We start from the raw sequence: 21,066 nt of genomic DNA on the forward strand, positions 1-21,066 counted from the left end.
CTTGTTATACGCAGTAAGAGAAAAACCCCGCCAGCGATGGTGGGGTTTTTTTTCGTCTGGCGGTTTCTCTTGCCAAGCAAACAGGCGTAAAAAAAGCAGCGCTACGCGCTGCCTTTTCATCTGCGCCACTCCATCAGAAATGGTACGCCACTTTCAGGTTCAGGAAGTTGACGCCTGTATTCGGCTTTTTGTAGCCACCATTCGAGAAATGCTGGATCTTGGCAGCGACTTCCCAGTTATTGTCGAAGACATAGCCGATGCCGACGTGGTCGCCGAACTGGAAGTGGGTCGACAGGCGGTAGTCGTCATTGTCATACAGCTTCGACAGCATGTGCACGCCAATGCCGCCTTCGGCATACAAACCTTTCTTGCTGATATTTTCAAAGCGGAACACCGGCGTGAAACCGACATCAACCAGACTTTGTGTTGCGCCGGGAACATTGCGGTAGCGATCGCCACGCCATGCGCCAAAGCTGGCATCCCAGTAACCGCTCAATTGCGTGCCGTTGGATTTGAACCAGGCTTTATCCCAGTCCGAAGTGGCACCCACACGTATCATTTGCGTGCTGGTGCCATTTGCGTATTCGGCGTAGGCGGAATCAATCAGTTTGCCGTCCGCAGCGAGTACCGATTGCATCGCGGCCAAGGCGGCAACGGCGGTGATGGATTTGAGGAGATTCTTCTTGAAGAACATAGGGGCTTTCATCGTAAAATTGGCCGATAGGCTTGTCTTGTTTGCGCAGGCACCTAGTTTTGCACACTACTCCCGCCACCTGTTTGATTTCAGAGGTTGAATTGATATTGTCTACAAAAATCGCATTTCTCGGTATCGGTCTGATGGGGGATCCGATGGTCCGGTGCCTGCTGCGCGCTGGATATTCTGTCACAATTTGGAATCGCACGCACAGCAAGGCCCAAGTTCTGCGTGCGGCAGGGGCGCAGCCGGCCGTTTCCATAGCTGAGGCGGTCAATGGCGCGGACGTCGTCATCTCGATGCTGGAAGCCGGTCCCATCGTGGCACAGGTGCTGCAAGAGGCGCTGCCGGCCTTGTCCGCAGGGGCGCTGTGGATCGACATGAGCTCCACCAAGCAATCGGAAGCCCTGCAATTTCATGCCATTTTGCACGCGGCAGGCCATGCCTTCATCGATGCGCCCGTGTCGGGCGGCGTCGGCGGGGCGCAGGCGGGTACCTTGGCCATCATGGCCGGCGCCAGCGTGGGCGATTATGCTCAGGTTGAAGCGATTTTATCGGCAATGGGTCGCCCGACCCTGGTAGGCCCGGCTGGCAGCGGCCAGGTCGCCAAGCTGTGCAATCAGCTGATCGTCGGCGCCACCTTGACCATCGTGGCCGAAGCGCTGTTGCTGGCCCAAGCGGCTGGCGCGGATGCGGCTGCCGTGCGCGCGGCCATCCGCGGCGGTTTTGCTGAGAGCAAGATTTTGGAGGTACATGGCCAGCGCATGCTGGAGCGCAATTTTGTTGCCGGTGGCCAGGTGAAGAGCCAGATCAAGGATATGCACAATATCCTCGCGGCGGCCGAGGCTGCCCACGTTACCTTGCCTGTGACGCAACTGGTGACGCAGCGCTATGAAACCATTGCCGAAACGTACCCGACGGCCGACCATGCGGCAGCATTGCTGGCCCTGGAAGCGTTGAATCCGGGCCAGCGCCTGGGCGCTGCTCCGGACAAGTTGAGCTGATTCAGGTGACGGGCAGGCTCGCTTCGGCCAGCTTGACCCAAAAACTGGCGCCGATCGGCAGCAGATGGTCGTTGAAGTCGTAGCTGCCATTGTGCAAGACGCACGGGCCCAGGCCGTGGCCGCCATCGCGGTGCTCGCCATCGCCATTACCGATGAAGATGTAGCAGCCGGCTTTTTCTTGCAGGAAAAAGGCAAAATCTTCCGCGCCCATGGTCGGTTCGACATTCGCGTTGACCTTGTCGGCCCCCACCACGCTTTTCATCACCTCGATGGCAAACGCCGTTTCTTTCGCGTGGTTGACCAGCGGCGGATAGTTGCGCTTGAAGTGGAACTCGACTTCGGCGCCAAAGGCGGCGGCCGTGTGCACGGCGATGTCGCGCATGCGTTCTTCGATCAGGTCCAGCACGGGCGTGGTGAAGGTGCGCACGGTGCCGACCAGGCTGGCATCGTCGGGAATCACGTTGGTGGCGCTGCCCGCATGGATTTGCGTAATCGACAGCACGGCCGTGTCGAGCGGACTCTTGTTGCGCGTGATGACGGTTTGCCAGCTTTGCGCGATTTGCACGGCCACCATCACGGGATCGATGCCTTTGTGGGGCTGGGCCGCGTGCGCGCCCTTGCCCTTGACGGTGACGTGGAATTCATTGCTCGACGCCATCATCGGCCCTTCCACCACGCTCAGGGTGCCTGTTTCGGCGCCGGGCCAGTTGTGCATGCCGTAAATGGCATCCATGGGAAACTTGCTAAACAAGCCGTCTGCTATCATTTCGCGCGCGCCGGCGCCGCCCTCTTCGGCCGGCTGGAAGATCAGGTAGACGGTGCCGTCGAAATGGCGGTGTTGCGCCAGGTAATGGGCGGCACCGAGCAACATGGCCGTGTGGCCGTCGTGGCCGCAGGCGTGCATCTTGCCCGGGTGGCGCGAAGCATGCTCGAAGGTATTCATTTCCTGCATCGGCAAGGCATCCATGTCGGCGCGCAAGCCGATGGCGCGTGTCGAGGTGCCATGCTGAATGATGCCGACCACGCCAGTGCGGCCCAGGCCGCGTACCACGGGAATGCCCCATTGCGTCAGTTTGGCGGCGACCACGTCCGAGGTGCGCTGTTCTTCGTAGCATAGCTCGGGGTGCGCATGCAGGTCGCGGCGGATACCTTGCAGCTCGGATTGAAACGCCAAGATGGGATCAACTAGTTTCATGGAACTCTCCTGTGGATGCTGGCACGCTGCAATGTATGGCGCGCCGGACCGTGGCTGTTTGATCAAAAACAGGCGCGGCTAATAGTGCATTGTAGCCCTTGTTTGCAGGGTAAATCCAGCGCACGGACCAGCTTGCCATGGCGCCAACAGCAAGCGGGCGGAATGGTTTACAGTATCGCCTTCCCCCAACGTTTTTGGATTGCACCATGACCACCACCCAAGTGCGCGCCGCCTGCCCGCTCGACTGCCCCGATACCTGCGCCCTCCTGGTCACCGTGACCGATGGCATGGCAACAGCCGTCAAGGGCGATCCTGATCACCCGACCACGGCTGGCGTGCTGTGCACCAAGGTGTCGCGCTTCACGGAACGCACCTACCATGCGGACCGGCTGCTGCATCCGCTGCGCCGCGTGGGCAAGAAGGGGGAGGGCAAGTTCGAGCGCATCAGCTGGGAAGAAGCATTGCAGACCATCGCGGCCCGCTTGAAACCGATCGCCGCGCGCGATCCGCAGGCGATCTTGCCGTACAGCTACTGCGGCACCATGGGCCTGGTGCAGGGCGAGTCGATGTCGTCGCGCTTTTTCAACCAGCTCGGTGCCTCCCTGCTGGACCGCACCATCTGCGCCTCGGCCGGCGCCACGGGCTACCGCTACACGGTGGGTGCCAGCATCGGCACGGACCTGGAACAGTTCCAGAATGCGAAATTGATCATCATCTGGGGTGGCAACCCGATCGCCTCGAACCTGCACTTCTGGATGCGCGCCCAGGAAGCCAAGCGCAATGGCGCCACCCTGATCGCCATCGACCCATATCGCTCGCTGACGGCCGAAAAATGCCACCAGCATATCGCCTTGCTGCCCGGCACCGATGCGGCCCTGGCGCTGGGCTTGATGCATGTCTTGATCACGGAAAACCTGGTTGACCAGGACTATATCGACCGCTACACCGTGGGCTATGCGGAACTCAAACAGCGGGCCCTGGAGTGGCCACCCGAGCGTGTGGCCGAGGTGTGCGGCATCACGGCCACGGAAGTGGTGGACTTGGCGCGCCTGTACGGCCGGGCGTGCCGTTCTGGCGAGGGCGCCGCCATCCGTACCAACTACGGCGTGCAGCGCGTGCATGGTGGCGGCATGGCGGTGCGCAATATCGCCTGCCTGCCGGCCCTGACGGGCGCCTGGCGCCATCCAGCGGGCGGCATGCAGCTGTCGAGCTCGGGTTCCTTTCCCGTCAACCGCAAGGCCCTGCAGCGCCCTGATTTGCTCAAAGGCACGCCGCGCACCATCAACATGAGCACCATCGGCGACGATTTGCTGAAAACCAGCTCGCCCGAGTTCGGCCCGCAAGTGGAAGCCGTCATCGTCTACAACTCGAACCCGCTGGCGGTGGCGCCCGATTCCTCGAAAGTGGCGCAGGGCTTTGCCCGCGAAGACTTGTTTACGGTCGTGCTCGAACACTTCCAGACGGATACCGTCGACTACGCCGACATCGTGCTGCCCGCCACCACGCAGCTGGAACACGTCGATGCGCATGCCACCTATGGCCATTTGTACATGATGGCGAACAATGCGGCCGTGGCGCCGCTGGGCGAAGCGAAGGCGAATACGGAAATCTTCCGCCTGCTGGCCCGATACATGGGCTTTGATGATCCGTGCTTCCAGGAAAGCGACGATGCGCTGGCGGCCAAGGCCTTCGATGCGACGGATGCGCGCGCCGTGCATTTCGACTGGGAATCGCTGAAACGCACGGGCTGGCAAAAGCTGGCCATGCCCGAGGCACCATTTGCCGCGGGCGGTTTCCCCACGCCATCGGGCAAGTGCGAGTTGTATTCGGAAGCCATGGCGCAGGCGGGACTCGATCCCTTGCCGACGTATATCGCACCGCACGAATCGCTGGCCAGCAATCCCGCGCTGGCGGCGCGCTACCCGCTGGCCATGATTTCGCCGCCGGCGCGCAATTTCCTCAATTCCACCTTTGTGAACGTGAAAAGCCTGCGCGCGGCAGAGGGCGAGCCGCACCTCGATATCCATCCCGATGATGGCGCCGCGCGCGGCATCGCGGGCGGCGACATGGTGCGCATCTTCAATGACCGTGGCAGCTTTGTGGCCAAGGCCAGGGTGACGGACAAGGCGAGAAAAGGCCTGGTGGTGGGCTTGTCCGTGTGGTGGAAGAAACTCGCCAGCGATGGCAAGAACGCCAATGAAGTGACGAGCCAGCGCCTGACGGACATGGGCCGCGCGCCGACCTTCTACGATACGCTGGTCGAAGTGGAAAAGGTTGCCTGACATGCTGCGCTGGCCAGCCCGCTTGCTTGTCGGCATGCTGTGCCTGTCGCTGGGCGGCTGCACGCAGCTGCGCTACTACACGCAGGCGGCGCAGGGGCAATATGCCTTGTGGTCCGGCGCGCGGCCCATCGGCGACTGGCTCGATGACCCGGCCACCGAACCGCGCCTGAAAGTACGCCTGGCCAGGGCGCAGCAGATCCGCCGCTTTGCCGTCAGCGAGCTGGACTTGCCCGACAATGGCAGCTACAAGAACTACGCGGCCCTGCGGCGCCCGTTCGTGCTGTGGAACGTGGTGGCCACGCCGGAACTGTCGCTGCAGCCGCTGCAATGGTGTTTTCCCATCGCCGGCTGTGTCAGCTATCGTGGCTATTACAGCAAGGAAGAAGCGCTCGCGTATGCCGACGAGTTGCGCGCGCAGCATTACGACGTGCAGGTGGGCGGCGTGCCCGCGTATTCCACCCTGGGCTGGTTCGACGATCCCTTGCTGTCGACCTTTATCAATTACAACGATGCGGAACTGGCGCGCCTGATCTTCCATGAACTGGCGCACCAGGTGGTCTACGTGCCCGGCGATTCGGCCTTCAACGAATCGTTTGCCGGTGCCGTGGAAGAGGCGGGCGTGCAGCGCTGGCTGGCGCGCGAGGGCAATGACGCCATGCGCGCGTCGTACGCCCAGTACGCGGGGCGGCGCCAGGATTTCCTGGCCTTGCTGCTGACATACCGGGGCAAGCTGGAGGCCGTGTATGCAAGCGACGCCAGCGAGGCGGAGAAGCGCGCGCGCAAGGCGCAGGTGTTTGCGGCATTGCAAGACGCGTATCAGGTGCTCAAGCAAAACTGGGGTGGTTTTGCCGGTTACGACCGCTGGTTCGAGCAGCCATTGAGCAATGCGCACCTCGCTTCCGTGTCGACCTACAATGAATTTTTGCCTGCCTTCAAAAAATTGCTGGAAGAAAAAAAGAACTTTCGTGCTTTTTATGCTGCAGTGCACACAATGGCCCAGATCAAGAAGCCTGAGCGCAGGCATGCGCTGGAACAATTGTCCAGCCCCTGACCCGTAAAGATTGTCCCGTACGGCGAGGCAAGCGATTCGGTAACAGTGTATTTATCATGCTGCAGTGCAGCATAAAAAGGCCCTAGAGTTGCTGCTCGAATACTGTTGAAAGCGCTTGCATGGAAGCGCGGCGCCCGATAGCATCGCATTAGTAGCATAGAGCAATTGCTCGTCAGAATGCTCAAACTGACTGCAGGACGACAGAATCCGCAGCGATGATCCGCGCCGGCAGGCTGCGCCGGCTCCCCCACGATTATTCGAGACAAGAGGCACAGGATGGAAAAAATTTGGCTGAAGTCGTATCCTCCCGGCGTTCCCGCCGACATCGATCCTGATCAATATCGTTCGCTGGTGCATTTGCTGGAAGAAGCGTTTCAAAAATATGCGGACCGTAATGCCTATGTCTGCATGGACAAATTTCTCACCTATGCCGAACTCGACACCTATTCGCGCCAGCTGGGTGGCTGGCTGCAAAGCCGTGGCTTGAAAAAGGGGGCCAGAGTCGCCCTGATGATGCCGAACGTGCTGCAGTATCCGGTGGCCATTGCCGCCGTGCTGCGCGCCGGTTACACGGTGGTCAACGTCAACCCGCTGTACACGCCGCGCGAACTCGAGCACCAGCTCAACGATTCGGGCAGCGAAGCGATTATCGTGCTGGAAAACTTCGCCCATACACTCGAACAAGTGTTGAGCAAGACGGCCATCAAGCACATCGTCGTCGCCAGCATGGGCGAGATGCTCGGTGGTTTGAAGGGCATGCTCGTCAATTTTGTCGTGCGCAACGTCAAGAAGATGGTGCCCGCGTATTCCTTGCCGAACGCCATGCGTTTCAAGCAGGCGCTGGCGTTGGGCAGCCGCATGAAACTCACGCCCGTCGAGCTGAGCATCCACGACGCTGCTTTCCTGCAATACACGGGTGGCACGACGGGCGTGTCAAAAGGTGCGACCTTGAGCCACCGCAATGTGATCGCCAATGTGCTGCAGAGCGAAGCGTGGTCGGGCGCGGCGCTCGATCCGAACAGCCGCGAGCAGCTGATCATCGTCTGCGCCTTGCCGCTGTACCACATCTTTGCCCTGACGGCGTGCGCCATGTGGGGCACGCGCGTGGGCGCCCTGAATATCCTGATCCCCAATCCGCGCGATATCCCGGGCCTGATCAAGGAACTGGGCAAGTACAAGTTCAATCTGCTGCCGGCGGTCAATACGCTGTATAACGCGCTGGTGAACCACCCCGATTTCGCCAGGCTCGATTTCTCGGGCTTGAAGATCGCCAATGGCGGCGGCATGGCGGTGCAGCAAGCCGTCAATGACAAATGGCTGCAAGCGACGGGCGTGTCCATCATCGAAGGCTATGGCTTGTCGGAAACGTCGCCCGTCGCCACCTGCAACCGCGCCGACAGCACGGTGTTTTCCGGCACCATCGGCTTGCCGATTCCGTCGACCGAGATTGCGATTCTCGACGATGACGGCAAGGAAGTGCCGCTGGGCCAGACGGGCGAGATCGCCATCCGTGGTCCGCAAGTGATGAGCGGCTACTGGAACCGTCCCGATGAAACAGCCAAGGTCATGACGCCGGATGGCTATTTCAAATCGGGCGACGTGGGCATCATGGATGAACGCGGCTACGTGAAGATCGTCGACCGCAAGAAAGACATGATTCTCGTCTCCGGCTTCAACGTGTATCCGAACGAAGTCGAAGCCGTTATCGCCGCCCATCCTGGCGTGCTCGAGTGCGCCTGCGTGGGCGTGCCCGATGAGCATTCGGGTGAAGCCGTGAAAGTGTTTGTCGTGCGCAAGGACCCGAACCTGACCCAGGCAGTGCTGGCCGCGTATTGCAAGGAACAATTCACGGGCTACAAGCGGCCGAAATACATCGAGTTCCGCGATGAACTGCCGAAGACCAACGTCGGCAAGATTTTGCGTCGCGCCCTGCGTGACGAAAAAAAGATAGCAGCATAAACAATGTGGATGCGCCAGGAGGCGCATCCCTTTTACAGATAAAGATGAGGCGAGATGGACAAGATTTGGTTGAAGTCGTACCCGGACGGCGTTCCCGCAGAGATTGATTGCACGCAATACCGTTCCGTGACGCATTTGTTGGAAGAGTCGTTCCAGAAATATGCGGACCGCAATGCTTTCGTGTGCATGGATAAATTCCTCACCTACCGCGAGCTCGATCAGCTGTCGCAGCAGATGGGCGCCTGGCTGCAAAGCAAGGGCCTGAAGACGGGCGCGCGCGTGGCGATCATGCTGCCGAACGTGCTGCAGTATCCGGTGGCCATGGCGGCGATTTTGCGCGCCGGCTACACGGTGGTGAACGTCAACCCGCTGTACACGCCGCGTGAATTGCAGCACCAGCTGATCGACTCGGGCAGCGAAGCGATCATCGTGCTGGAAAACTTCGCCACCACGGTGGAGCAGGTGTTGCCGCATACCCAGGTCAAGCACGTGATCGTTGCCACCATGGGCGATTTGCTGGGCGGTTTAAAAGGCACGATCGTCAACTTCGTCGTGCGCAAGATCAAGAAAATGGTGCCCGCATTTTCCTTGCCGGGCGCCATCAGTTTCAACAAGATGCTGGCCGAAGGTGCGCGCCTGACCTTGCAGCCCGTGCAGCAGGGGCATGACGATATCGTCTTCCTGCAATACACGGGAGGCACGACGGGCGTCTCAAAAGGCGCGATGCTGTTGCACCGTAACGTGATCGCCAACGTGCTGCAGAACGAGGCGTGGATGTCGCCCGTGATGACGCCTGAAATGCGCGCCACCTCGATGGGCTTCATGTGCGCCTTGCCCCTGTATCACATCTATTCGCTGACGGTCAGCGCCCTGATGGGCATGCGCCTGGGCGGCATGTGCGTGCTGATTCCGAATCCGCGCGATATTCCCGGTTTCGTCAAGGAATTGTCCAAGCACAAGATCGTCGTTTTCCCGGCCGTCAACACTTTATATAACGCGCTGCTGAACAATGCCGACTTCGCCAAGCTCGATTTCTCCAGCTACAAGGTGTGCAATGGCGGCGGCATGGCCCTGCAGCGCAACGTGGCCGAACGCTGGCTGAAACTGACGGGCTGCCCGCTGATCGAAGGCTATGGCATGTCGGAAACATCGCCCGTGGTGACGGGCAACCGTGTCGATATCACGGAATTCACGGGCACCATCGGCTTGCCTTTCCCATCGACGGAAGTGGCGATCCTGAACGACGACGGCGTGGAAGTGCCGCTGGGCGAGCCGGGCGAAATCGCCGTGCGCGGCCCGCAAGTGATGGCCGGCTACTGGCAGCGTCCGGACGAAACGGCCAAGTCGATGACGGCCGATGGCTACTTCAAGACGGGCGACGTGGGCGTCATGGACGAGCGCGGCTATGTAAAAATCGTGGACCGCAAGAAAGACATGATTATCGTCTCCGGCTTCAACGTGTATCCGAATGAAGTGGAAGACGTTGTGTCATCGTGCCCGGGCGTGCTCGAATGCGCGTGCATCGGCGTGCCGGACGCCAACGCGGGCGAAGCCGTGAAAGTGTTTGTCGTGCGCAAGGATCCGAACCTGACGGTGGAACAGATCCGCGAGCATTGCAAGCATGAATTGACGGCCTACAAGAAACCGAAATACATCGAGTTCCGCGATGAATTGCCGAAAACCAACGTCGGCAAGATCTTGCGCCGTCAATTGCGCGACGAGAAGAAGGTGGCTTAGTTCGCCGCCATGGCTGTGTCCGCCGCCAGGTTCCGCCCTGGGCGGGCGGGCAAGCCGAAGCAGGGACGCAGCCAGTTCACCTTGCTGATCAGCAGCGAGGTCCCCAGCCAGCAAGTCGCCACTGTGCCGGCCAGTATCAGCAGCGGCTCCAGGAGGGGCCCCAGCTTTAACGGCACCAGCCAGTAGGCCAGCAGCACGATCGCGCTCTGGTGCAATATGTACCAAGGAAAGACGGCCTGGCGCGCCCATGGCAGCCAGGCAAACGGTTTATTCAGCAAGGTGTGCGACCAGCCCAGGATGGCGCAGATGGCCAGCCACATGTACAGGTTGCGCATGGGCCAGGAGCCGGCCGAGGCCCAGGTCAGCAGGTTTTCCGAATACATCTGGTCAAATACCATGTACACGGCAAACGCGCCCAGACCCAGCCATAGCGTCTGCCAGCGCAGGCGCGACAGTTCTGCCCACAATCCCTTGTCATTACCCAGCCACCAGCCATACACGAACATGGTGAAATAGATGCTGTGCGCATACCAGTCGTGCACCACCGCATGGGTTTCCGGATAGCGCATTTTCAGGAACACCGTGGCGGCAAGGGTGGGCAGCGCAGGCAAGACCAGCAAGCGCCAGCCGCGCAAGTGCTGGAACAGGGGGCGCAGCGCCGCCAGCAGCGGCTGCAGCGCCACCAGCACGATGATGTACAGCAGCAAGTACACCAGATACCACAAGTGATTCCACGTAAAACCATATTGCCAGCCTGCAAATGCGCCGGCCGGCCAGGCATGGCCGCCAAAGTAATGCAGCAGGAACTGTCCATAGCCTGGTTCGACCAGGCCGTTGCTGACCCCTTCGCAATACGGCTGGATGGGAATGATGATGGCCATGCCGAACAGCAGCGGCAGCAGCAAGCGCTTGATTCTGCGCCAGAGGAAGGCGCCGCGCGAGGTCTGCGTCATCATGGCGCACGACACGCCGGAAATGAGAAAGACGATTTCCATGCGCCAGCGGTTAATGAAGACCAGCGGCATGTTCAAGGCATCGGTGGCGTAACTGCTGTGCATGTGAAAGTTCCATCCATCCATGTACAGCAGGGCAGTGTGGTAGACAATCAGCAGGCTGAAGACGAGAAAGCGCAAGGCGTCGATATCGTGACGGCGGGAGTCCATGGTCATGATCGGTGGGCAAGTGGTGAAGGAAGGCCCAGCATAGGCAGCGGCGGGGCTGGCAGCCAGCGCGAAGTGACCAGCGGACTGCTGGCTGGGACGAATGGATCGCCTGGGACGGGTGTGGGACGTTACAATCGTGCAACTAATTTACCTGCTGAAGTCATGCGCGTCTCTTCCACCGACCTGTTGCAACGTTATCAACGCTGGCGCCGCGTGGCCGAGCCGGGATTCTGGATCGTGCTGACTCTGCTGCAGGCCAGCGTCAACAGCTGGCTGGCCTGGCTTGACCTGCGGCGCGCCGGGCTCGCTACGCCATACTGGGAAGTGGCCGTGTGGGAGTGGAGCAGCAATCTGGTGCTGCTGGCGCTGGTGCCTGTGGTCGTGCTGGCGGGACAGTACCGGCCGCTACACCTGGTGTTCCAGCGCCAGAACCTGCGCTGGCACCTGGCTGCATCGGTCGTCTACAGCCTGGTGCATGTGGCGGCCATGGTGGCCTTGCGCAAAATTGCCTATTGGAGCCAGGGCAGTCACTATGATTTTGGCGACTGGTGGCGCGAGTTGCCGTATGAATACCTGAAAGATGTGCGTGCTTACTTCCTCGTCCTGCTGGCCGTGGGCTTTTACCAGTTGTTGCTGATGCGCTGGCAAGGCGAGGCGACACTGCTGGGCGAACCCGATGAAGGCCCAGCCGTGGAGCCGGTGCAGCAGCCGGAACGCTTCCTGGTACGCAAGCTGGGCAAGGATTTTCTGTTGCCGGCTGCCGATATCGAGTGGATACAGGCCTGGGGAAATTATGTGAACCTGCATGTGCGCGGACACGATTATCCGCTGCGCTCGACCATGGCCGCCATCGAGCGCCGCCTCGACGGCAAGCGCTACGTGCGGGTGCACCGCAGCTATATCGTCAACCTTGATTTCGTACAGAGCATCGTGCCGTTGGAATCGGGCGATGCGCGTGCCGTGCTATCCACGGGCGGGGAAGTACCCGTCAGCCGGCGCTACCGCGATGCCTTGAAAAGTACCTGCTAAGTGGGCTGCAAGCCCGCCTTGCCGTCCTGGACGGTAAAGCGGGCCAGTGTCGTGATGGTAGAAGTGCTGTCGCGCGCATTCTCCAGGCCCTGGAACAGGGTCGTCGTCTTCTCTGGCGTAATTTCCATCAACATATAGCCGCGCTTGTCGCTGCGTCCGTAGCGGATGTGCGGGTTCATCGCCACATACTGCTCGGTGCGCGCCTGCGGGCGCGAGCTGGACGTGATGGAGGTACCGCAAAACTCGGTCGCCAGCACGGGATTATCCTTGCCGGTGGGGCGCATGGCGTTGCGGCTCAGTTCCGTCGCATAAAAGGTATGCACGTCGCCCGACAGCACCAGCGGGTTGCTGGCCTGGCTGCTGCGCAGCGCGTCGAGCAGGTGCTGGCGCGCCATCGGATAACCGTCCCAGCCATCGGTCCAGATGCGCTCGTCGCCGGGCCGCACGATGGGCACCTGGCTAGCTTGCGCCATCAGGGTTTGCTGGGCCAAAATGTTCCAGCGCGCGGGAGAATCATCGAGACCGGTTTGCAGCCAGCGCTGCTGTTCTTCGCCCAGCATGGTGCGGCCGGGTTTGCGCAAGTCGGGACAGTGGCGCGTGGTGACGGAATTGGAGCCGCCGCGGCCCGGTTTGGCGCACGCGTGGTAGGCGCGGTATTGCCGGTCGTCCAGTACGTGAAAGCGCGCCAGGCGGCCCCAGTCGTAGCGCTGGTAGATGCGCATGTCGACAAAGCCGCGTCGCCCCAGCGGCAGCAGGCGCAGCGGCATGTGTTCATAAAACGCCTGGTAGGCGGCCGCGCGGCGCTGCAAAAAGGTGGGCGTGAGCAATTCGTCGCGGTCGTTGCCGTAATCGTTGGCCACTTCATGGTCATCCCAGGTGACGATCCATGGCGCGGCCAGGTGCGCGCCCTGCAAGTCCCGGTCGCTCTTGTATTGCGCATAGCGGGCGCGGTAGTTGTCCAGGGTAAAACTTTCGTGCGTGCGCATGGCCCGGCTCGGGTGTTGCAGCTGGTATGGCCCCCATTCATAAATGTAATCGCCGAGAAAGGCCACCAGGTCCGGCGCCGCCGCCGCGATGTGCCGGTGCGCGGCATACGCGCCGAATTCCCAGTGCTGGCACGAGGCGACTGCCAGTTTCAGCGAGGCAGGCATGGAGCCGGGCTCGGGCGCCGTGCGCGTGCGGCCCACGGGGCTGACGGCGTCGCCAAAGATAAAACGGTACCAGTACCAGCGTCCGGGTGCCAGGCCCGCCACGTCCACATGCACGCTGTGCGCGAGGGCGGGCGTGGCCGTGGCCTGGCCCTTGGCGACGATGCGGCGAAAACCTTCATCGGCGGCCACTTCCCAGCGCACGTTCAGGGCGATGGCGGGCGTGGCGGCTGCCTGCAGCGGGTCGTAACAAATGCGCGTCCACAGCACGACGGCGTCCGGCAAGGGCGAGCCGGAAGCGACGCCGAGCGCAAACGGATAGCCGGTGCCGTTCAGGCGCGTGGCGGCGCTGGCGCTGGAACCGGACAGCACACTGCCGGCGGCGGCCAGCGCCGTGATGCGCGCAGCGCTCTGCAGAAAGATGCGGCGCTGGCTATCCATGGTGTGGAATTATTGCGACAGTCAGGACGACAATAAGGTCTCGATCGGCGGTACCTTGCGCGGCTTGCGGTCGGAGTCCGTCGCCACGTAGATCAGGGTCGCTTCCGTGACTTTCACGATGCACGCCTGCAGGCGGTTGCGCTCGGCATACACCTCGACATTGACGGTGATCGAGGTATTGCCCACCTTGACGATTTCGGCGTAGAAGGACAGCAGATCGCCGACGAAGACGGGATTTTTGAAGATGAAGGAATTGACGGCGATGGTGGCGACACGGCCGTTGGCGCGCCGCGTGGCCGGCAGGGAACCGGCGATATCGACTTGCGCCATGATCCAGCCGCCGAACACGTCGCCGTACACATTGGCGTCGGACGGCGCGGGCATCATGCGCAATTCCGGCATTTTTCCGGCGGGCAGGCCGGAGGCGAGGCAGTTATCAGGACGGTCGGGGGAGGTGCTCATCTTTTATTCTCATGAAAGGCTACAATTGCCCCGATTGAACCATAAAAAGCCGACCTTCGCCATGCGCCGTTCCCAGACTCCCCCTCCGCCCCGCTCGCCAGCCTCCGCCAGCCACAGCGATTTCGCCACCATCAAGACCTTGCTGCCGTATCTATGGGTCTACAAATGGAGAGTATTGCTGGCGCTGCTATGCCTGGTGGGTGCCAAGCTGGCCAATGTGGGCGTGCCCCTGATCCTGAAAAAACTCGTCGACGCCATGACGATCACGGCGGCGCATCCGCAAGCGCTGCTGGTGCTGCCGGTGGGCTTGCTGGTGGCCTACGGCTTGCTGCGCCTGTCGACCACCCTGTTTACCGAGCTGCGCGAATTCCTGTTCGCGCGCGTCACGCAGCGGGCCGTGCGCACCATCGCGCTGCAAGTGTTCCGCCACCTGCATGCCTTGTCGCTGCGTTTTCATTTGAACCGCCAGACGGGCGGCATGACGCGCGATATCGAACGGGGCACGCGCAGTGTCGGCTCGCTCATTTCCTATACCTTGTTCAATATCCTGCCGACCTTGGTGGAAATCACCCTCGTGCTCGGCTATCTGGTTTTGCATTACGACATCTGGTTCACCGTGATCACGACGGTGGCGCTGGTGTCCTACATCGCGTTTACCGTCTTGGTGACGAACTGGCGCACGCATTTCCGCCGCACCATGAATGACCTCGACTCAAAGGCGAATACCAAGGCCATCGATTCGCTGATCAACTATGAAACCGTGAAATATTTCGGCAACGAGGATTACGAGGCGAAGCGCTACGACGAAGGCTTGCAGCGCTATGAATCGGCGGCCGTCAAATCGCAGACTTCCCTGTCCCTGCTCAATACGGGCCAGTCGCTGATCATCGCCACGGCCGTCACCCTGATCCTGTGGCGCGCCACGGTGGGCGTGATCAACGGCAGCATGACCCTGGGCGACCTGGTGCTGGTGAACGCCTTCATGATCCAGCTGTATATTCCGCTCAATTTCCTGGGCGTCATTTACCGCGAAATCAAGCAAAGCCTGGCCGACATGGAGCGCCTGTTTTCCCTGCTGAACGAAAACCGCGAAATCGCCGACACGCCGGACGCCAAGCCGCTCGTCACGCGGGGCGCGGCCGTGCGCTTTGCGCATGTGAATTTCAGCTATGAAGCCAAGCGGCAAATCCTGTTCGACGTGGATTTCCAGATTCCGGCCGGCACCACGACGGCCGTGGTGGGCCACAGCGGCTCGGGCAAGTCGACCCTGTCGCGTTTGCTGTTCCGCTTCTACGAAGTCGATGGCGGCGGCATCACCATCGATGGCCAGGATTTGCGCACCATCACGCAGGATTCCCTGCGCGCGGCCATCGGCATCGTGCCGCAGGACACGGTGCTGTTCAATGACACCATCGAATACAACATCGCCTACGGCAAGCCGGGCGCCAGCAAGGACGCCATCGTGGCGGCCGCGAAAGCGGCATCGATCCATGATTTTATTGAAAGCTTGCCAGATGGCTACAATTCCATGGTGGGCGAGCGGGGCTTGAAACTGTCGGGCGGCGAAAAGCAGCGCGTGGCGATTGCCCGCACCTTGCTGAAGGACCCGGCCATCCTGATTTTCGATGAAGCGACATCGGCGCTCGACTCCAAGGCCGAGCAGGCGATCCAGTCGCAACTGAAGGAAATCGCCAAAAACCGCACCACCCTGGTGATTGCGCACCGCCTGTCGACGGTGGCCGACGCCCAGCAAATCCTGGTGCTTGACCATGGCCGCATCGTCGAGCGGGGCACGCATCCGCAATTGCTGGCGCTTGACGGCTTGTATGCGCAGATGTGGCAACGCCAGCAGGCGAATCGGGACGATGAGGCGCAAGAGGACGATGCGCTGGCGGGGCTGGCGCCGGCAAAATAAATCGGCGGGGGACAATCAGTAGGAAAAATGCTACAGCCGCGCTGATTCCGGCGCGCGTATAGCGCCTATTTGACGGCAATCGCAGAAAACGGCTGGTTCGGCGCTGAAAATGAAATAAAATTAATTCTATTGGTGGCGTTTGCACCACAGTTGTTTCGTCCGGCTTTGTATCCGGTTTGTCCGTCCAGGAGAATTTATGAAATTGACCAAAATCATCGCCACGCTGCTCAGCGTCGGCGTCATCAGCAGCATGTCGCCAGTCCAGGCTCAGGAATTGACCGGCACCTTGGCCAAGATCAAGAAAGCCGGTTCCGTCACCCTCGGCGTGCGCGACGGCTCCGTGCCCTTCTCCTATCTTGATGACAAACAGCAATACCAGGGTTATTCGATCGACCTGTGCATGAAAGTCGTCACGGCGCTGCAAAAGCACCTGGGCCTGACCGAACTGAAAGTGGTGATGAGCCCCGTCACGTCGGCCAACCGCATCCCGCTGATGGCCAACGGCACCATCGACCTCGAATGCGGCTCGACCACGAACAATCTGGAGCGCCAGCAGCAGGTGGCGTTCGCCCCCACCATGTTCGTCATCGGCAACCGCGTGCTGTCGAAAAAAACCTCGAACATCAAGACGCTGGAAGACTTGCGCGGCAAGACCCTGGTGGCCACGGCCGGCACGTCGACCATCAAGCAGATGACGATTTTGAACAAGGAAAAGAACCTGGGCATGACGATTGCCGTCGGCAAGGATCATCCTGAGTCGTTCCTGATGCTGGAAACGGGCCGCGCGGTGGCCGAAGCCAACGACGACATCCTGCTGGCGTCGCAAGTGGCCAACTCGAAAAACCCGAACGACTACGAAATCACCAAGGAAGCGCTGTCGGTCGAGCCGTACGGCATCATGCTGCGCAAGGGCGACCCGGCCTTCAAGAAAGTGGTCGACGATGCGCTGATCCGCCTGTACAAGAGCGACGACATCAACCGCATTTATGCGAAATGGTTTACCTCGCCAATTCCTCCGAAAAACATCAACCTGAAATTCCCCATGCCGCCGCAATTGAAGGCCGTGTTTGCGAATCCGACCGATTCGGGCGACCCGGCCGCGTATGCGGCCGTGCCCGAAGCGCAGAAGACATCGGACAAACGGAAGAAGTAACAAGAGTGCGTAACAAATCGGGGGGCGCAAGCCTCCCGGTTTCATTTGCGGGGTAGGCGGCTGGCCGCTTTCCTTGAGCTGCATGGAAGGATGATCATGAATTACAACTGGAATTGGCGCATCTTCTGGGAGATGTCCCCTGATGGCGTGGGCACGTATATGGATACCCTGTGGTCCGGCCTGGTGTGGACCCTGGCCACGGCCGGTGCGGCCTGGATCATGGCCTTGATCCTGGGCCTGGTGATCGGCACCGTCCGTACCCTGCCGAACAAATGGCTGGTGGGCCTGGCCAATGCGTATGTGGAATTGTTCCGCAATGTGCCGCTGCTGGTGCAGATGTTCCTGTGGTATTTCGTCATGCCGGAGTTGCTGCCACCGGATCTGGGCGCCTGGGTCAAGTCGCTGCCGAACGCACCGTTCGTCACGGCCGTGCTGTGCCTGGGCTTTTTCACCTCCTCGCGCGTGGCCGTGCAGGTGACGACGGGTATCGAGGCGCTGCCGCGCGGGCAGAAACTGGCCGGCACGGCGCTGGGCCTGACCCTGCCGCAAACCTACCGTTTCATCTTGCTGCCGATGGCCGCGCGCGTCATCATGCCGCCGCTGACCAGCGAATTTTTGAACATCATCAAGAACAGTTCCGTGGCATTGACGATCGGCCTGATCGAACTGACGGCCAGCGCGCGCGCCATCCAGGAGTTTTCCTTCCAGGTGTTCGAGGCGTTTTCGGCTGCCACCATCATCTACGTCGTCGTCAACCTGCTGGTGGTGGTGCTGATGCACCTGATCGAGAAAAAGGTCGCCATCCCGGGCTTCATCGTCGCCGGCGCCAAGACGGGAGGACACTGACATGTTAGGTAACTTCGATTTCGATGTCATCTCCCGTTCGTGGGTTTACCTGTTCCAGACCGGCATGGTCTTCACCCTGAAACTGACGGCGCTGGCCATGGTGGGCGGCATCGTGCTGGGCACACTGCTGGCGCTGATGCGCCTGTCCAGCAACCGCCTCATCTCGGGCGTGGCATCGAGCTACGTCAACCTGATACGCTCGATCCCGCTGGTGCTGGTGATTTTCTGGTTCTACTTCCTGGTACCGTACATCGCCGCCTGGGTCATCGGTGCGAACGAACCCGTGAAAGTGGGCGCATTTTCTTCCGCGCTGATCACCTTCATCATGTTCGAGGCGGCCTACTATTGCGAGATCATGCGCAGTGGCATACAGTCGATTCCCCGCGGCCAGGTATGGGCCGGCCAGGCGCTGGGCATGAACTACGCGCAGACCATGGGCAGCATCGTGCTGCCGCAGGCCTTCCGCAACATGATCCCCGTGCTGCTGACGCAGACCATCGTGCTGTTCCAGGACGTGTCGCTCGTGTACGTGTTGTCGATCCCCGATTTCGTCGGTGCCGCCTCGAAAATCGCGCAGCGCGACGGCCGCCTGGTGGAAATGTATGTGTTTGTCGCCGTCGTGTATTTCGTGCTGTGCTATGCCTTGTCGTTCCTGGTAAAACGCCTGCAGAAACGCGTCGCCATCATTCGCTAACCGTAAAAGAAAGAACAAGATGATTGAACTCAATAACGTCAGCAAATGGTATGGCCAGTTCCAGGTACTGACCGATTGCACCACCGAGGTCGCCAAGGGCGACGTGATGGTCATTTGCGGCCCGTCCGGCTCCGGCAAGTCGACCCTGATCAAGACCGTCAACGGCCTCGAACCGATACAGCAGGGGCAGATCATCGTCGACGGCATCAGCGTCAACGATCCGAAAACGAATTTGTCGAAACTGCGCGCGCGCATCGGCATGGTGTTCCAGAATTTCGAACTGTTCCCGCATCTGTCCATCCGCGAAAACCTGACCATCGGCCAGATCAAGGTGCTCGGTCGCAGCGCCGACGAAGCCAATGCCAAGGGCTTGAAATACCTGGACCGCGTGGGCCTGCTGTCGCAGCAGGACAAGTTTCCGGGCCAGCTGTCGGGCGGCCAGCAGCAGCGCGTGGCGATCGCCCGTGCGCTGTCGATGGACCCGATCGCCATGCTGTTCGACGAGCCCACGTCGGCGCTCGATCCGGAAATGATCAACGAGGTGCTCGACGTGATGGTGGGCCTGGCGCAGGAAGGCATGACGATGATGGTCGTCACCCATGAAATGGGTTTTGCCAAGCGCGTGGCCAACCGCATCGTCTTCATGGACCAGGGCAAGATCATCGAGGATTGCAGCAAGGATGACTTCTTCAACACCACGCGCTCGGACCGCGCGCGCGATTTCCTCGCCAAGATCATCCATTAATTTTTCATTTTTTGAAGTTGAGTACGGATGCCTGACATGAAACACATCGCCGGCGCCATGCTGGCGCTTGGCCTGCTCGCGCATGCCCACGCGGCCGACAGGATCGCCGTCGACATCGCCCTGCGCGACGCCACCGTGATCGACGTTGCCGCCGGCAAGGCGGTCGCCGGAAAAACGGTGCTGCTCAAGGGCGACAGCATCGTCGCCGTCGTCGATGACGCGCAGCTGCGCCGCTATGCGCCGAAGCGGACCATCCGCCTGCCCGGCAAATACCTGATGCCGGGCCTGTGGGACACGCACGTGCATTTCGGCGGCGGCCCCGAGCTGATCGACGAGAACAAGCAGCTGCTGCCTTTGTACCTGGCGCATGGCATCACCACGGTGCGCGACTGCTCGGGCGACTTGCCCGACACGGTGCTGGCATGGCGCCGGCAGATCAACGCGGGCCAGCTGCAAGGCCCGACGATCTTTACCTCTGGCGCCAAGCTCGAAGGCCTCAAGCCGCTGTGGAAGGGCACCATCGAAGTGGGCACGCCGCAGGAGGTCACGCGCGCGCTGGACGGCCTGCAGGCGCAGCAGGTCGACTTCGTGAAGATCACGGAAAACACCCTGAAACCGGAGCTGTACCTGGAAGCGCTGCGCCAGGCGCGCGAACGGGGCATGCGCACTTCGGGCCATATCCCCGTGCAGCTGACGCTGGAGCAGATGGCCGATGCGGGCCTGGGCACGATCGAACATCAATCGTACCTGCTGCGCGCCACCACGCCGCGCGAGCAGGAGCTGACGGACAAGGTGGCCGCCGGCGCGATGACGGGCAAGGAAGCCATGCACGCCAGCGTGCAAAGCTACGACGAGCCGACGGCGCGCAAGGCCTTCAGCTACCTGGCCGCGCGCGGCACGTCCATCGTGCCGACCCTGTGGGGTTCGCGCGTGACGGCTTACCTGGACCGCGAAGACCACACGCACGATCCCGCTCTGCAATACATCGGCAAGGGCTTGCGCGCCACCTACGACTGGCGCGTGCAGCGCGCCGCCAAGGATGGCCCGGAAGCGATCGCCCAGCGCCACGCGCAGTTCGAGCAATCGGCAAAGCTGCTGCCGATTTTGCAGCAGCAGGGCGTGAGCATCATCGCCGGCACCGATGCGGGATTTTTGAATTCCTTCGACTATCCGGGCCAGGCCCTGCACGATGAAATCGGCCTGTACGTGCAGTACGGCCTGACGCCGCAGCAAGCCTTGCAGTCGGCGGTCATCAACGGTCCCCGCTTCCTGGGCAAGCTGGACCGCTACGGCAGCGTGGCGGCCGGCAAGGCGGCCGATTTGCTGGTGCTCGACGCGAACCCGCTGCAGGACATCAAAGCCACGCGCCGGATCCGCCTGGTGGTCAGCCGTGGCCACGTGTACGACCGCGCCGCGCTGGACCGGATGCTGGCCGATATTCGCGCCTGGGTGGCGAAGCAGGAGATGGCGCCGGCCAAGTCCTGATGCTCTTCGTTCTGATGCCACGAGCGGCCGGTTGACACCGGCCGTTTTGTTGTCTGTCAGCCG

General features: G+C 61.1%; 17 protein-coding genes. 12 read left to right on the forward strand and 5 right to left on the reverse strand.

Features of this window, described 5'->3' with window-relative positions; translation table 11 throughout:
- Positions 1-133: 133 nt before the first annotated feature.
- The gene (locus tag K0F86_RS00005) at positions 134-706 is read right to left on the reverse strand and encodes an acyloxyacyl hydrolase (protein ID WP_257571909.1); all 573 of its coding nucleotides are present in this window, start codon (positions 704-706) and stop codon (positions 134-136) included.
- A 95-nt stretch (positions 707-801) separates the two neighbouring features.
- Between K0F86_RS00005 and K0F86_RS00010 the strand changes: the two genes are divergently transcribed.
- On the forward strand, positions 802-1,698 hold the full coding sequence (locus K0F86_RS00010; RefSeq protein WP_374197250.1) for an NAD(P)-dependent oxidoreductase: 897 nt from the start codon (positions 802-804) through the stop codon (positions 1,696-1,698).
- A 1-nt stretch (position 1,699) separates the two neighbouring features.
- Here the strand turns inward: K0F86_RS00010 and K0F86_RS00015 are convergent, their stop codons facing one another.
- Positions 1,700-2,893 (reverse strand): M20 aminoacylase family protein, encoded by a 1,194-nt coding sequence (locus K0F86_RS00015; protein ID WP_219132392.1) that lies wholly within the window; start codon positions 2,891-2,893, stop codon positions 1,700-1,702.
- 206 nt (positions 2,894-3,099) lie between these two features.
- Between K0F86_RS00015 and K0F86_RS00020 the strand changes: the two genes are divergently transcribed.
- From K0F86_RS00020 to K0F86_RS00035, 4 genes are all read left to right on the forward strand, one after another.
- A complete protein-coding gene (locus K0F86_RS00020; RefSeq protein WP_219132393.1) occupies positions 3,100-5,175 on the forward strand; it encodes a molybdopterin-dependent oxidoreductase in 2,076 nt (691 codons plus the stop codon).
- Between the two features lies 1 nt (position 5,176).
- Entirely contained in the window at positions 5,177-6,226 is a 1,050-nt protein-coding gene (locus K0F86_RS00025; RefSeq protein WP_257571910.1) for an aminopeptidase, read from the forward strand.
- Positions 6,227-6,502: 276 nt separating this feature from the next.
- Positions 6,503-8,185: a long-chain fatty acid--CoA ligase gene (locus tag K0F86_RS00030; RefSeq protein WP_219132394.1), complete on the forward strand. Its 1,683-nt coding sequence runs from the start codon at positions 6,503-6,505 to the stop codon at positions 8,183-8,185.
- A gap of 54 nt (positions 8,186-8,239) precedes the next feature.
- Complete coding sequence (locus K0F86_RS00035) at positions 8,240-9,922, forward strand: long-chain-fatty-acid--CoA ligase (protein WP_219132395.1); 1,683 nt, start codon at positions 8,240-8,242, stop codon at positions 9,920-9,922.
- On the opposite strand, the gene K0F86_RS00040 is transcribed toward K0F86_RS00035, so the two are convergent.
- On the reverse strand, positions 9,919-11,085 hold the full coding sequence (locus K0F86_RS00040) for an acyltransferase (RefSeq protein WP_257571911.1): 1,167 nt from the start codon (positions 11,083-11,085) through the stop codon (positions 9,919-9,921). The two genes, K0F86_RS00035 and K0F86_RS00040, sit on opposite strands and share 4 nt — an antisense overlap.
- A 162-nt stretch (positions 11,086-11,247) precedes the next feature.
- On the opposite strand from K0F86_RS00040, the gene K0F86_RS00045 reads away from it, so the two are divergent.
- On the forward strand, positions 11,248-12,114 hold the full coding sequence (locus tag K0F86_RS00045) for a LytTR family DNA-binding domain-containing protein (protein WP_219132397.1): 867 nt from the start codon (positions 11,248-11,250) through the stop codon (positions 12,112-12,114).
- Here K0F86_RS00045 and K0F86_RS00050 read toward each other — a convergent pair.
- Together K0F86_RS00050 and K0F86_RS00055 are read right to left on the reverse strand one after the other, a co-directional pair.
- Positions 12,111-13,703 carry an alkaline phosphatase gene (locus K0F86_RS00050; RefSeq protein ID WP_219132398.1) on the reverse strand — a complete coding sequence of 531 codons (1,593 nt, stop codon included), beginning with the start codon at positions 13,701-13,703 and terminating at the stop codon, positions 12,111-12,113. The two genes, K0F86_RS00045 and K0F86_RS00050, sit on opposite strands and share 4 nt — an antisense overlap.
- Positions 13,704-13,724: 21 nt before the next feature.
- Complete coding sequence (locus tag K0F86_RS00055; RefSeq protein ID WP_257571963.1) at positions 13,725-14,090, reverse strand: acyl-CoA thioesterase; 366 nt, start codon at positions 14,088-14,090, stop codon at positions 13,725-13,727.
- 136 nt (positions 14,091-14,226) lie between these two features.
- Here K0F86_RS00055 and K0F86_RS00060 point away from each other — a divergent pair, with 136 nt between their 5' ends.
- The 6 genes from K0F86_RS00060 (at position 14,227) to K0F86_RS00085 (ending at position 21,003) form a co-directional block, all read left to right on the forward strand.
- Positions 14,227-16,080 (forward strand): ABC transporter ATP-binding protein/permease, encoded by a 1,854-nt coding sequence (locus K0F86_RS00060; RefSeq protein WP_219132400.1) that lies wholly within the window; start codon positions 14,227-14,229, stop codon positions 16,078-16,080.
- A gap of 196 nt (positions 16,081-16,276) precedes the next feature.
- Positions 16,277-17,233, forward strand: a complete 957-nt coding sequence (locus K0F86_RS00065; protein WP_219132401.1) for an amino acid ABC transporter substrate-binding protein — start codon at positions 16,277-16,279, stop codon at positions 17,231-17,233.
- 96 nt (positions 17,234-17,329) lie between these two features.
- Positions 17,330-18,079, forward strand: a complete 750-nt coding sequence (locus K0F86_RS00070) for an amino acid ABC transporter permease (protein WP_219132402.1) — start codon at positions 17,330-17,332, stop codon at positions 18,077-18,079.
- Between the two features lies 1 nt (position 18,080).
- Positions 18,081-18,773 (forward strand): amino acid ABC transporter permease, encoded by a 693-nt coding sequence (locus tag K0F86_RS00075; RefSeq protein WP_219132403.1) that lies wholly within the window; start codon positions 18,081-18,083, stop codon positions 18,771-18,773.
- 19 nt (positions 18,774-18,792) lie between these two features.
- Positions 18,793-19,518, forward strand: a complete 726-nt coding sequence (locus tag K0F86_RS00080) for an amino acid ABC transporter ATP-binding protein (protein WP_101483087.1) — start codon at positions 18,793-18,795, stop codon at positions 19,516-19,518.
- A 36-nt stretch (positions 19,519-19,554) separates the two neighbouring features.
- Entirely contained in the window at positions 19,555-21,003 is a 1,449-nt protein-coding gene (locus tag K0F86_RS00085; protein WP_257571912.1) for an amidohydrolase family protein, read from the forward strand.
- Positions 21,004-21,066: the final 63 nt, after the last annotated feature.

Origin of the sequence: Janthinobacterium sp. UMAB-60 (assembly GCF_900095235.1) — a bacterium.
Lineage (GTDB): Bacteria > Pseudomonadota > Gammaproteobacteria > Burkholderiales > Burkholderiaceae_D > Janthinobacterium.